Genomic DNA, 11,607 nt, shown 5'->3' with positions numbered 1-11,607 from the left:
GGGATTACGACAAGGAGATCTACAAAGAACGCAACCTCGTGGAGCGATTGTTCCAAAAACTGAAAGAATACCGCCGGGTCGCCACCCGATACGAACGGCTGGCGGTCAACTATATGACTATGCTGAGCTTGGCCAGCGTGTTGATTTGGCTTAAATGAGAACAGCCCCTAAGCCGATCGATATAAATATACCAAAGCAGGGCTGTCATATTTTGATGCTATGTCTTTTGCTGGCGAGCTGTGCGCCATGACGCAATCTGATAACCAATACCGTATCGTTCCTACGTTTTGGCACAGGAACGATACGACGATAAGCTAACTGTGCTTAAACCGGTGGATCAAGCGGCGGTCTTTTTTGTTCGGTTTGTGGTCTATTCCAGAAAAACCAAGCAATTCTTTTTGTTCACGTTCGGCTTGGATTTGGTGTTGCCGCTTATTGTGGCTTTCGGGCGTTTCTTGATAAAGCAGGTCGGCTTCTTTTGCTGGACGACGTTGCCCCGTCAGCGCGGTGACGGCTATATGCCAAGTATAGCCGTTTTTGTTGATGGTAATTTCTGTGCCAATTTTGATGTCTTTTGCGGCTTTGGTGCGTTGCCCATTGACGTGGACTTTGCCGCCGTTGATCGCATCCGAAGCCAATGAACGCGTTTTATAAAACCGTGCTGCCCACAGCCATTTATCCAGCCGGATGGCTTCAACGTCAGAGGGCACAGGTCAAGCGGATTTTTTCAATCCCTTGGGTAAAGAGAATACGACTTTTTCTTCAATGCCTTTTAGTTCGCTGGCCGATTGGCCACCCCAGGCTTTCAATTGGTCTATCACTTCTTGTACCAGCACTTCGGGTGCGGAAGCGCCTGCCGTCACACCGACGACATTGCTGCCGGTAAACCACTCTTTTTGCATATCCCTGGCGGTATCGATTAGGTAAGCGGGTTTCCCTAATTGTTCGGCAATTTCCCGCAAACGGTTGGAGTTGGAGCTATTCGGTGAACCCACAACCAGGATGGTATCCGCAGTTTTGGAGAGGTCATAAACCGCGTCCTGGCGGTTTTGCGTTGCGTAGCAAATGTCGTCCTTTTTTTGCTCCTGGATAGAGGTAAAACGCTTTCTCAACGCATCGACCATCACCTTGGTGTCGGTCATGGAAAGCGTCGTCTGCGTGACATAAGCCAGATTATTAGGGTTATTGACTTTCAAATTGGCGACATCTTCAGGGGTTTCGACCAGATAAATCCCGCCGTTTTCCGTACATTTATCATATTGCCCCATGGTGCCTTCCACTTCTGGATGTCCGGCATGGCCAATCAGGATGACTTCCCGGTCAGATTTTGCATGTTTGGCAACTTGGATATGTACCTTCGTCACCAGCGGGCAGGTTGCATCGAAAACCGTCAGTTTACGTTCAACGGCTTCTTTTTGTACTTGCTTGGATACGCCGTGGGCACTGAAAATCAGGTACGAGCCGACAGGCACATCTGAAATGTCTTCGATAAAAATAGCGCCTTTTTCCTTTAATCCGTCAACAACGGTGCGGTTGTGTACGACTTCATGGCGGACATAAATAGGGGCGCCAAAGGTTTCCAATGCCTGATCGACAATGTCAATGGCGCGGTCGACACCGGCACAGAATCCACGAGGGTTAGCGAGTACGATTTGCATGGTTTGACTTCTACAGTTGCTGAGTATGGGGTTATTTTAACTCAACATCGCTTTAGATACGATGATTACGTCAGGATTGGTGCCGAATATGACCGGACACCTATGGGATCGGCCCAAACATGGCTTGAGTCACTCATTGCAAAGGCGCACAATGGTAGCGCAATTCCGCTATGAATATTGACACAAGCAAATAAAAAGTTATAACAAGAGTTAGATTTGCAACAGGAGAATTTCATGAAGCAAAAACAACACTATTTGACAAACCAAACCCATTGCACTGCCGCTGCCGTCGTCAAAGGCATAGATCGGGACGTAGAGTGGGGCGAAGATATCCTCATGTTAGGTTTGGGTATAGTCATGTTGTCTTCAACATTCGCTCCTGTTGCCCCGCCAACAGTTATATTACCGTTGGTTGCGCTCGTCTTCGCTATTACATCAAGCTTGGCGAGAATAAATTATCATAATATGGAGTGCAAGTTGCTGGCATCGTTGGAACAATTAAGCGGCTACGAGCAAACTTTATTAAGGCCTATATGCACCGTTTTTGCCGAACAACCTATGTGTTCTTTGGCCGAATCCTATAACCCATTGAAAAACCTGAAACGCTTAGGCAAAAGTGCAATTGGTGGAATGTTGATTAACCCGCTTTGGCTACCGATTTTTTATACGATGGGTATACAGATAGTTGAAGAAAACAACCTGAAGGTGTTGAACAGGGCGGTCATTCGCGTGGAACAAAGGGTTGCGCCTGTAGCGCTGGCAAATCAAGAAAAATGACTGTGTAAAGCTATAAACCTAATGCCCTAAACTCCGTACAAGTGCGACACCGTTGCCAAACGTGATCGAATTCTTCGGTAAGTTGGCGGTTACGTGACGGCATGGTTGGGCTCCAAACGCCAATGTAATGACTGCTTCGCTGGCGGAACAAATAACCATCACGGTCATTGATGAGATAGGCGGATGGGTATTGCAGGTCGTCGGCTTCGACAGGCGTACGCAACAAGAATGCAGAAGGCAGTCGTTGGGCCAGATCAATCAAAGGGTGCGGCTGACTGCGTACTGCCATCGTATCTTGTACAATAATCAATATGTTGCCGCCGCCGCTGTTAATCGCAAACAGTTTGAGCGCTTCAACTATTTCGGCATTACCATACAAGACAGGTTCCAGGTCAGAGCTGTAAATACAAATTTGGCGACGCGCCTTTCTGATGAGTTGAATGAGGGCGGATTGCGTATCTTCCAAGCCCTTTATTTCGGTGATTTCCACAAGTGCATCGCGCGGTTTTGGGGCAGGGCGCTCAGGTTTGTTTGCGGGGTCTAAAGCCATACGCATGGGCTGCTTTGGAGTACGGGATTCGGTAATGGTATTGCCCGCTTTGACGAAGCCGAATTTTTCATAAAACCCGATGGCATCGGGTGGTGAATTAAGTATTACCTCAGTCCAGGCTAATTGACGCGCCTTATCAATCAACGCGATAAGCAATGCCGCGCCAACCCCCTTTTTCCGCCATGTTTCCAACACGGCCATTTGACCTATTGTCTTATTGGGTGCAAGCCTAGCGACACCGATGGCTTGATGATAGTTGTCACGCGCTATAAAGTGAAAGCAGTCCGGGTCGACAGTATCGAGTTCGGTTTGATCGTTTGCATTGCCCGCGACGACAAGCACGGCTTCCCTCACAGCCTGAATATCGTCCAAATCAGCACGATAATCGGCGGGTTCAACACGGAAATCGGAAATATTCATAGCTTACTCGATAGTGGTGCGTCAAATGTGGGCGGCTTTATTTAACTTTATATGATTGCGAGCACTAGAAATATAGACTGTTTGTCGTAAATTAGGATAATTCCGCCTGAATAAATTTTGTTGATAGCCGATTTTAGGGCAGCTAGACCGCGCAAGTTAAGCGCTTTTCATGGGGGTTAAAGCCATGCCATTAAAATGAATGCCTTCCCAACCATACCGCATAAAATTCCTGATATTTTGGTGGCCTGTGCCATTTGGGTTTTGCAAAACATCCTCGCGGTAATAATCCCCAAACAGGTTCAAGGTTTGTTGTTCATTAAGTTGATGAAGTTTGGCGAAAGCGAAAATTTTGCAAGAGCCTTCGTTAACGCCAGCCGGATTGACCAAGATGTCTTCCCCCAATCCATTGCTGAATTCAGTGGGCTGGTAGTGGTAATTTTCGGTGATGATAATGATGGTTTCATTAAAGCTGATGGCTACACCTTGGGCAATTTTTTCGATAAATTTATCTAGTGTCATAAGGAAATCTCTATAGCTCCTCTCCCCTTGGGGTAAGGGTGAAGCGTTAAAATCAAGCGTGTTTCATGATCCGCGCCCGTTCGCGTTGCCAATCACGGTCTTTTGAAGCGGCGCGTTTGTCGTGTAGCTGTTTGCCTTTAGCCAAACCGATTTCCAGTTTAGCGCGGCCATTTTTCCAATACATCGACAATGGGATACAGGTATAGCCCTTGCGCTCCACCGATCCAATCAGTTTATTCAGTTCATGCCGATTAAGCAGCAGTTTTTTTCGGCGGATGGCATCGGGATTAACATGGGTTGAAGCGGACAACAACGGCGAAATATGGGCGCGTTCCAGCCAAGCTTCGCCGCGTGAAAAGGTGACGTAGCTTTCTTTTAATTGGATTTTACCGTCCCGGAGGCTTTTGACTTCCCAACCTTCCAGCACTATACCGGCTTCGAAGCGTTCTTCAATATGGTACTCATGCGTGGCCTGACGGTTTACGGCGATGTTTGCGTTTTGTGGCGGTTTCTTTTTGGCGGGCTTTTTATCGGCCATAATGGGATAGCGAAATATTTTCCGGTGTATACAGTATAATCTTGTCATTTTACTGTATATGCTAATAATAATGGCTATTTATTAAGGGCTTCAAACAGATGGCGGACGAAAAAAAATCACAACAAGGCGAATGGTCTTCGCGGTTTGCGTTTATCCTGGCGGCGACGGGTTCAGCGGTCGGCTTGGGCAATATCTGGAAGTTCCCTTATATTACCGGCGAAAACGGCGGCGGAGCGTTCGTGTTGGTTTATTTGCTGTGTGTGCTATTGATCGGCATCCCTCTGATGATGGCGGAAACTATGTTGGGGCGGCGGAGCAAGGAAAACCCTATCCATACCATGGAAATCCTGACGGCTGAGGCAGGCGCGGATAAAAATTGGCATTACCTCGGCTGGATGGGCGTGACGGCTGGGTTTTTGATCCTGTCTTATTACAGCGTGATCGCAGGTTGGGCGTCGGCTTATGTCGTCAAAGCTTTTTTTGGCAACTTTTCCGGTGCTAATCCGAGCGAAATCAAGGCGATATTCGATAGCTTTGTGGCCAGTCCCATGCAGTTGCTGTTTTGGCATAGCTTGTTCATGCTGGCAACCATGTTGATCGTGGCGCGGGGGATTGAGAAAGGCTTCGAGAAATCGGTGGGCTTTTTGTTGCCTTGGCTGTTCGCCTTGATGATCCTCATGGTCGGTTATGCCATGACTACCGACGGTTATTTTAAAGGGCTCAACTTCCTGTTCAGGCCGGATTTCAGCAAATTGACCGCCGATTCCGTCTTGGTGGCGATGGGCCAAGCATTTTTCAGTTTGAGCTTGGGCATGGGTTCCATCATGGTGTATGGCGCGTACCTGCCCAAGGACGTGTCGATTGCAAAGTCCTCCATGATTATTGCCGGAGCCGATACGATTGTCGCTTTGTTGGCTGGCATTATTATCTTTCCTATTGTGTTCAGCAATGGCTTGCATCCTAACTCCGGTCCCGGTTTGGTGTTTGAGACCTTACCGATTGCGTTCGGCAATATGTTTGGCGGTTGGTTGGTTGGCGTGTTGTTTTTTATCGCCTTGGTGTTTGCTGCCTTGTCATCTTCGATTGCCTTGATTGAGCCAGCCGTTGCGTGGCTGATTGAGAACAAAGGCTTTAGCCGCGCAAAAGCCTGTTTATGGTCGGGGCTGGTGGCTTGGCTGCTCGGGTTTGGTACGGTGTTTTCGTTTAATGCTTGGAAAAATGCAAAGCTATTTGACCGCACTTTTTTTGAGTTGGTCGATTACCTGACGGCCAATTTAATGTTGCCTATCGGCGGCTTCTGTATCGCCGTCTTTGCCGGCTGGATTATGAAGCAGGAACACAGTAAAGCCGAACTGGATTTACCCGGCGAACATCTCAGTTATGCCGTTTGGAAGTTTTTGGTGTGCTATATCGCCCCTGCCGCCGTATTTTTGGTATTCCTGAATGTAGTCGGGGTGCTTTAAGGCATGACGCTCGTCCAGAAAAGCGCACTGGTCAAATATTCGGCGCAACAAATGTTTGATTTAGTCAGCGATATCGAAGCTTACCCGCAGTTTTTGCCCTGGTGTGCCGGCAGTCGTATCATCAAACACGAAGAGGGTGTCGTTGAAGCGGAACTGATGATTTCCAAAGGCGGCTTCAAAAAATCGTTTTCCACGAGAAACCGGATGGAGCGGGGAGAGCGGATCACCGTGTCCTTATTGGACGGCCCTTTTTCTTACCTGGAAGGCGTTTGGAATTTCCTGCCCTTGCGTGAAGATGCCAGCAAAATCTCCCTGGATTTGGAATTTGAAATGTCCGGCGTATTGGCAAACCTTGCGTTTGGCGCGGTGTTCAACCAGATTTGCAATACGATGGTGGCTTCTTTTACGGAGCGCGCCAAAGCTGTTTATGGTTGAGGGCGTTAGCGCTGGGGAAGGCTTGATTGAGGTGGAAGTCGCCTATGCTAAACCGGATGAGCAAGTTATCGTCACGATCAATGTGGCGCAAGGGACGACGATAGAACAAGCGGTGGAGCTATCCGGCTTGTTAGCGCGTTTTCCTGAAATAAGCCCTTCGGACTTGAAGCTGGGCATTTTTGGCGTAGCCTGTAAACCGGAACAGACAGTGACGCCAGGCGATAGGGTTGAAGTCTACCGACCTTTAATCCACGACCCTAAAGAGGCTAGGCGGCAACGGGCATTAAGACGTTAACCAAAGAAAGGCGACACAGGAAACCCCTTCCAATCATTTCAGGTTTTCTCCTACAACGGCGTCTTAATCTGCGACCCACTATCCGCAGGCTTCGCATCCGGATCTTTCCTGGGTGCGTCATCAATATCATCAAAGCCAAACAAGCCCTTAATCTTCTGCCACATGGTCCTTTCTATTTCCCGCCTGGGGACATCGACCGTGGTTTCTTCGGAGGGTTTGACGACGGGTGTGGAACTGGGCCTGAAATCGCCCTGGATGCCGGACACTAGGTCATTTTCGTCAAACATCACGGAAACCCTTTTTTGCTGACGGTCTTCGCCGCTAGGCTGGCTGGAATACAGGTAATCCCAGCGTTTTTGGTGGAACGTGTCAACCAGCATGGGCGATCCCATAATATACAATACCTGCCGCTCGGTCATGTTTGGACGCAACTGGTCAATCATAGTTTGGTCCACGATATTGCCTTGCTGGATGGGAATGGTATACACGCCCGGCAGGTGATCGAGTAGGTACGAACAGGACACGAGCAACCAACTGCCCAACAATACAATACAGAAAAAAACGCTTCGCATAGTCTAGCGGAAAAGAATTCAAAAATCGGAATCATACAGGATGTCAACTGATTATCCTATAATGCAGTCATGTCCCCGCCAGCAAAAAAGGCTACAATGTCACAATGTTTTCTGAAACCGACATTAGCGATAGCTTTTTGCGATTGCCCAACTGGAGATAACTGTGGAAACTCATGATCTAAGGAACGCTGGCCTGAAAGTGACTTTACCCAGGGTTAAGATCCTGCAAATCCTGGAAAACCAGGCGACTGACCGACATCTGACCGCAGAGCAGGTCTATAAAATCCTGCTCAGTGAAGACGAGGAAATCGGTTTGGCGACCGTTTACCGCGTGCTGACGCAATTTGAGGCGGCGGGCTTGGTCACGCGGCATCATTTTGAAGGCGGCAATTCCGTGTTTGAATTGTCCGATGGCGACCATCACGACCACATCATGTGCGTCAAGTGCGGTAAGGTCGATGAATTTTCCGATAATGTCATCGAAGCCCAGCAAAAACAGATTGCCCAACGCTTGGGTTATGAACTGACCGCGCACGGCCTCTATTTATATGGCTTTTGCCCCGATTGCAGGAAACCCTGACCTCTTTTCATTTAACTAAATCCTACATGTTTAAACCCCTTATATTTTATATCGGCCTGCGCTATACGCGGGCAAAACGCCGCACCCAATTCATTTCCTTCATTACATTGACATCCATCATGGGGATTGCGCTGGGCGTGACCGCGCTGATTACCGTGTTGTCCGTCATGAACGGTTTTGAAGCGGAACTACGTGAGCGCATCCTGGGCATGACTTCCCATGCGACCTTGACGGGAAAATACGGACAGTTGGAAAACTGGGCGGAAGCGGAAAACCGCATCAAAAATACCCCGCATGTGCAAGGGTCGGCACCGTTTATTAGCGGTCAGGTCATGATAAATGCCGATAGGCGGGTGAGCGGCACCATGCTCAATGGCGTAATGCCCAAAAATGAACCCAAAGTGTCGGAAGTCGGCAATCGCATGGTTGAGGGCAAACTGGATGATTTAGTCCCTGGTGAATACGGCATTATCCTGGGCGCCGAACTGGCTAAATACCTCGGCACTTTTATGGGTGACAAGATCACCATCATCAGCCCGCAAGTTAATTCCACCCCGGCAGGCATAGTCCCCAGGATGCGGCGGTTTACCGTTGTGGGTATTTTCAAGGTCGGCATGTACGAGTACGACCGTAACATGGCGCTCATCCATATCGACGATGCCGCCAAGCTGTTCCGGCTGGAGTCGGCGGTTTCCGGTTTGCGGATAAAGCTGGACGACGTTTTCAACGCCCCCAAAATAACCCAAACCCTGGGCTCGGAACTTTCTGACGAATACATCGTGAGCGACTGGACGATGGCGCACGAAAATTTCTTTAGGGCCATAAAAACCGAAAAAACCGTGATGTTTATTATCTTGCTGTTGATTGTTGCGGTCGCGGCATTCAATATTGTGTCCACACTGGTGATGGTCGTCACCGACAAGCGCGGCGACATCGCCATCCTTAAAACGCAGGGGCTGACATCGGGCTCCGTAATGGGCATTTTTATGGTGTTGGGTACGATCATCGGCGTAGTCGGCACATTCTTAGGGACGATCGGCGGAATTTTGCTCGCCCTAAATGCTGGGCATATCGTCCACGACTTGGAAAAAATATTCCAGACCCGTTTTTTACCGGCAGACGTCTATTACATCAGCGATTTGCCTTCTAAGTTGATGTGGTCGGATGTCACGACGATAGCGTTAATGGCTTTCATCTTATCGCTGCTTGCAACTATTTACCCCGCTTGGCAAGCCTCAAAAATCAACCCGGCGGAAGTGTTGCGCTATGAATAATGCCCGTATTTTGCACTGCGAAAACCTAACCATGCGCTATGCCCAGGGCGGCCTGGATGTCGAGGTCTTGAAAGGCGTTAATTTCAACATCAATAAAGGCGAATGCGTCGCGATTATGGGGGCATCGGGTTCCGGCAAAAGTACCTTACTGCATTTGCTGGGCGGCCTGGAAAAACCCACGGGCGGCAAGGTCATTTTGGACGGCACTGACCTGAACGATGTCAGCGGCAAACAATTGGCCAGCTTAAGGAACCGTTCCTTGGGCTTCATCTACCAGTTCCACCATTTGCTAGGCGAGTTCACCGTACTGGAAAATGTCGCCATGCCCTTGTTGATCGGTGGGCAGTCGGTTGAAGACGCACGCCAGCACGCGACACGGTTATTGCAACGCGTCGGCTTAGGCCATCGCGTTGAACACAAACCCGGCGAAATCTCCGGCGGCGAACGGCAACGGGCAGCAGTCGCTCGGGCGTTAATCAATAAACCGGGCGTGGTCTTGGCCGATGAGCCAACCGGAAACCTGGACAGCAAAACCGCCGAGGATGTCTTTCAACTCATGCTGGAATTGAACCAGGAACTGAACGTCAGTTTCTTGATAGTCACCCACGACCATGAATTGGCGGGGAAAATGGGCAGGGTTTTGCACATGGAAGATGGGGTGATTGTTTGATTTTGGTTATGTTTATTCAATTCCGTTCGTGTTGAGATTGTCGAACCCTGATCGGAATCAACCTTCACATTATTCCCTCTCCCCTTGTGGGAGAGGGTAGGGTGAGGGGTGTATAAGGTAAGATGTCGCTACTGCGACAGTTGATTTTAATGCCAGTTCCCGCACTGGCAGGCGGGCTACTTTTCTTTGCTTGTCCAAAGAAAAGTAGCCAAAAGAAACGACCCCCGGATGCCGCTTGCTTCCTGCGCTCCGTCGTTTTTATCGGGGTTTGCTGGAAGGGACTCCTGTCCCTCCAGCAAAGTGCGGCCTCCCTGCCGCACCCCTTCGGGCTATTCCCGATAAAATCGCCAGTGCTCGGCGCGGCATAACGGGAATGGGTGGAAGTTGTAGGTTGGGGTGAATTTGTGAACCCCAACAAATTAAGGGTTGGCATCATGTTGGGGTTCGTTCCTCACCCCCAACCTACCGTGCTGGGTTGAGATACGAAACTCAGCATAGACAGATATATCTGGATTTGCCGACCCAGCCTACGAGCAAAAATATATAGCTATATGTAATAGGGGATTAATGTGTGCCGAATTTGTTTTCTGAGCTACCTACAAATAGAGTTACCCTGCTAAAAAATTTAACTTGTCCATATTGCGGAGTCGAACTAATCCAAGATAACCATAACGAAGAGCATGTGATTGGAAGGAAGTTTATCCCGAAGGGATTCCTAAACGGTCAATGGAATCTAATTTTAAGAGCTTGCAAAAAATGTAATTTGGACAAGTCAGAATTGGAGAATGATATTTCTGCAATTACATTAGCTGGGCGAATATGGTTTGATTCAGATAAAGTTGAAAAATCGATAGTAAATGAAGCACATAGAAAGATTAAACGCAGCAAAAGCAAATTAACCGGAAAACTTGTAAAGGACAGTCAAGTCGAAAAGACAATTACAGTGCCATTTTTCAATGGAGGGACAATTACGTCTAAGTTTGTTTCAGCCCCACAGATAGAGAGTTCCAGGTCGTTTGAGTTAGCAAAAATGCAAATTATGGCGTTCTTCTACTTCATCACATTTAACGATGATACAAAAAAAGGCGGCTTTTGGCAGGATGGATTTCATCCTGTTTCAAAAGCACATCATGCGGATTGGGGAAATATAGAATATAAAGCATTCATGCATACCGTAGTGACTTGGGAGCCCTGCTGGGTTGTAATTACTGCTAATGGTTTTTTTAAGTCAATCATTCGTAGGCATCCGTATCAAGAATGTTGGTCTTGGGCGCTTGAATGGAATAAAAATTATCGGCTCATTGGTTTCTTTGGAGATCGAGAACCTGCACAAGCAATCGTAAACACCTTTCCATCGATGGAAATGACGACTATTTCAAAAGGAGACAAATCGTTTTTACGGCTTCGGAGACATGTCAGGCTAGACGAGAAGGATGATTTGCTCTTTGTTTGGAATGATTAACCTCGTTCGATGGGTTAAATGTAGGGCATGGTCAGCCGCGCAAAACCACTTTGCTTAAACTACTACTTGCGTTTAAGCGCGGCGTAACCCGCCATATGTGATAGGCTTCGATAATGGTGGATTACGACGCGCGGAAATTTATTACTTATCTTAAACTAAAGGTGTTGTTGCGCGTCTAATCCACCCTACAATAATGTACCCGTTCCCCTTATGCCGCGCCGAGCATCGGAGCATTTATCGGGAATAGCCCGTTAGGGGTGCGGCAAGGATGCCGCACGTTGTCAAAGGGACAGGGATGTCCTTTCTGGCAAACCCCGATAAAAACGACGGAGCGCAGGAAGCAAGCGGCATCGGGCGGATTTCTTTTGGATACTTTTCTTTGTCCGCGCAAAGA

16 protein-coding genes are annotated in these 11,607 nt (G+C 48.4%); 10 read left to right on the top strand and 6 right to left on the bottom strand.

The features are described 5' to 3' along the window. Positions 1-17: 17 nt before the first annotated feature. Positions 18-158: a transposase gene (locus MGMO_RS12780; protein ID WP_407656510.1), complete on the top strand. Its 141-nt coding sequence runs from the start codon at positions 18-20 to the stop codon at positions 156-158. 156 nt (positions 159-314) lie between these two features. Here the strand turns inward: MGMO_RS12780 and MGMO_RS12775 are convergent, their stop codons facing one another. Together MGMO_RS12775 and ispH are read right to left on the bottom strand one after the other, a co-directional pair. Next, positions 315-710, bottom strand: a complete 396-nt coding sequence (locus tag MGMO_RS12775; RefSeq protein ID WP_023495478.1) for an RNA-binding S4 domain-containing protein — start codon at positions 708-710, stop codon at positions 315-317. 3 nt (positions 711-713) lie between these two features. After that, positions 714-1,658 carry a 4-hydroxy-3-methylbut-2-enyl diphosphate reductase gene (ispH, locus tag MGMO_RS12770; protein ID WP_023495477.1) on the bottom strand — a complete coding sequence of 315 codons (945 nt, stop codon included), beginning with the start codon at positions 1,656-1,658 and terminating at the stop codon, positions 714-716. 234 nt (positions 1,659-1,892) lie between these two features. On the opposite strand from ispH, the gene MGMO_RS12765 reads away from it, so the two are divergent. After that, on the top strand, positions 1,893-2,435 hold the full coding sequence (locus MGMO_RS12765) for a hypothetical protein (protein ID WP_023495476.1): 543 nt from the start codon (positions 1,893-1,895) through the stop codon (positions 2,433-2,435). A 10-nt stretch (positions 2,436-2,445) separates the two neighbouring features. On the opposite strand, the gene MGMO_RS12760 is transcribed toward MGMO_RS12765, so the two are convergent. The 3 genes from MGMO_RS12760 to smpB form a co-directional block, all read right to left on the bottom strand. Continuing rightward, positions 2,446-3,405: a GNAT family N-acetyltransferase gene (locus MGMO_RS12760; protein WP_023495475.1), complete on the bottom strand. Its 960-nt coding sequence runs from the start codon at positions 3,403-3,405 to the stop codon at positions 2,446-2,448. Between the two features lie 156 nt (positions 3,406-3,561). After that, complete coding sequence (locus tag MGMO_RS12755; RefSeq protein ID WP_023495474.1) at positions 3,562-3,924, bottom strand: HopJ type III effector protein; 363 nt, start codon at positions 3,922-3,924, stop codon at positions 3,562-3,564. A 52-nt stretch (positions 3,925-3,976) separates the two neighbouring features. Beyond that, positions 3,977-4,462: an SsrA-binding protein SmpB gene (gene smpB / locus MGMO_RS12750; protein WP_023495473.1), complete on the bottom strand. Its 486-nt coding sequence runs from the start codon at positions 4,460-4,462 to the stop codon at positions 3,977-3,979. 98 nt (positions 4,463-4,560) lie between these two features. Here smpB and MGMO_RS12745 point away from each other — a divergent pair, with 98 nt between their 5' ends. From MGMO_RS12745 to MGMO_RS12735, 3 genes are read left to right on the top strand one after another with little or no spacing between them, the layout of a single operon-like run. After that, on the top strand, positions 4,561-5,925 hold the full coding sequence (locus MGMO_RS12745; RefSeq protein ID WP_023495472.1) for a sodium-dependent transporter: 1,365 nt from the start codon (positions 4,561-4,563) through the stop codon (positions 5,923-5,925). Positions 5,926-5,928: 3 nt separating this feature from the next. Further along, positions 5,929-6,360 (top strand): type II toxin-antitoxin system RatA family toxin, encoded by a 432-nt coding sequence (locus tag MGMO_RS12740; protein WP_023495471.1) that lies wholly within the window; start codon positions 5,929-5,931, stop codon positions 6,358-6,360. Continuing rightward, positions 6,353-6,655, top strand: coding sequence for an RnfH family protein (locus MGMO_RS12735; RefSeq protein WP_023495470.1), 303 nt, complete (start codon positions 6,353-6,355; stop codon positions 6,653-6,655). Before MGMO_RS12740 ends, MGMO_RS12735 begins: the two co-directional genes overlap by 8 nt. A 50-nt stretch (positions 6,656-6,705) precedes the next feature. Here MGMO_RS12735 and MGMO_RS12730 read toward each other — a convergent pair whose 3' ends face one another. Next, positions 6,706-7,227, bottom strand: coding sequence for an outer membrane protein assembly factor BamE (locus MGMO_RS12730; RefSeq protein ID WP_023495469.1), 522 nt, complete (start codon positions 7,225-7,227; stop codon positions 6,706-6,708). A gap of 163 nt (positions 7,228-7,390) precedes the next feature. On the opposite strand from MGMO_RS12730, the gene fur reads away from it, so the two are divergent. The 5 genes from fur to MGMO_RS12710 all read left to right on the top strand — a co-directional run bounded on the left by fur (position 7,391) and on the right by MGMO_RS12710 (position 11,213). Further along, a complete protein-coding gene (gene fur / locus MGMO_RS12725) occupies positions 7,391-7,807 on the top strand; it encodes a ferric iron uptake transcriptional regulator (protein ID WP_023495468.1) in 417 nt (138 codons plus the stop codon). A 26-nt stretch (positions 7,808-7,833) separates the two neighbouring features. Beyond that, positions 7,834-9,081 carry a lipoprotein-releasing ABC transporter permease subunit gene (locus MGMO_RS12720; RefSeq protein WP_023495467.1) on the top strand — a complete coding sequence of 416 codons (1,248 nt, stop codon included), beginning with the start codon at positions 7,834-7,836 and terminating at the stop codon, positions 9,079-9,081. Continuing rightward, complete coding sequence (lolD, locus tag MGMO_RS12715) at positions 9,074-9,751, top strand: lipoprotein-releasing ABC transporter ATP-binding protein LolD (RefSeq protein WP_023495466.1); 678 nt, start codon at positions 9,074-9,076, stop codon at positions 9,749-9,751. Before MGMO_RS12720 ends, lolD begins: the two co-directional genes overlap by 8 nt. A gap of 149 nt (positions 9,752-9,900) precedes the next feature. Then, positions 9,901-10,119: a hypothetical protein gene (locus tag MGMO_RS20025; protein WP_161808495.1), complete on the top strand. Its 219-nt coding sequence runs from the start codon at positions 9,901-9,903 to the stop codon at positions 10,117-10,119. A 203-nt stretch (positions 10,120-10,322) separates the two neighbouring features. Further along, the gene (locus tag MGMO_RS12710) at positions 10,323-11,213 is read left to right on the top strand and encodes an HNH endonuclease (RefSeq protein ID WP_023495465.1); all 891 of its coding nucleotides are present in this window, start codon (positions 10,323-10,325) and stop codon (positions 11,211-11,213) included. The last annotated feature ends 394 nt before the right edge of the window (positions 11,214-11,607 follow it).

Source organism: Methyloglobulus morosus KoM1 (assembly GCF_000496735.2).
GTDB classification, from domain to species: Bacteria; Pseudomonadota; Gammaproteobacteria; order Methylococcales; family Methylomonadaceae; genus Methyloglobulus; species Methyloglobulus morosus.
The sequence above is the reverse complement of the archived record's forward strand: the minus strand, read 5'-3'. Positions and strand labels throughout refer to the sequence as shown.

What these genes read in the sequence shown, in the direction of transcription:
- ispH (WP_023495477.1), bottom strand. Translation starts at nt 1,658, where the DNA reads ATGCAAATCGTACTCGCTAACCCTCGTGGATTCTGTGCCGGTGTCGAC.
- MGMO_RS12765 (WP_023495476.1), top strand. Translation starts at nt 1,893, where the DNA reads ATGAAGCAAAAACAACACTATTTGACAAACCAAACCCATTGCACTGCC.
- MGMO_RS12760 (WP_023495475.1), bottom strand. Translation starts at nt 3,405, where the DNA reads ATGAATATTTCCGATTTCCGTGTTGAACCCGCCGATTATCGTGCTGAT.
- MGMO_RS12755 (WP_023495474.1), bottom strand. Translation starts at nt 3,924, where the DNA reads ATGACACTAGATAAATTTATCGAAAAAATTGCCCAAGGTGTAGCCATC.
- smpB (WP_023495473.1), bottom strand. Translation starts at nt 4,462, where the DNA reads ATGGCCGATAAAAAGCCCGCCAAAAAGAAACCGCCACAAAACGCAAAC.
- MGMO_RS12745 (WP_023495472.1), top strand. Translation starts at nt 4,561, where the DNA reads ATGGCGGACGAAAAAAAATCACAACAAGGCGAATGGTCTTCGCGGTTT.
- MGMO_RS12740 (WP_023495471.1), top strand. Translation starts at nt 5,929, where the DNA reads ATGACGCTCGTCCAGAAAAGCGCACTGGTCAAATATTCGGCGCAACAA.
- MGMO_RS12735 (WP_023495470.1), top strand. Translation starts at nt 6,353, where the DNA reads ATGGTTGAGGGCGTTAGCGCTGGGGAAGGCTTGATTGAGGTGGAAGTC.
- MGMO_RS12730 (WP_023495469.1), bottom strand. Translation starts at nt 7,227, where the DNA reads ATGCGAAGCGTTTTTTTCTGTATTGTATTGTTGGGCAGTTGGTTGCTC.
- MGMO_RS12720 (WP_023495467.1), top strand. Translation starts at nt 7,834, where the DNA reads ATGTTTAAACCCCTTATATTTTATATCGGCCTGCGCTATACGCGGGCA.
- lolD (WP_023495466.1), top strand. Translation starts at nt 9,074, where the DNA reads ATGAATAATGCCCGTATTTTGCACTGCGAAAACCTAACCATGCGCTAT.
- MGMO_RS20025 (WP_161808495.1), top strand. Translation starts at nt 9,901, where the DNA reads ATGCCAGTTCCCGCACTGGCAGGCGGGCTACTTTTCTTTGCTTGTCCA.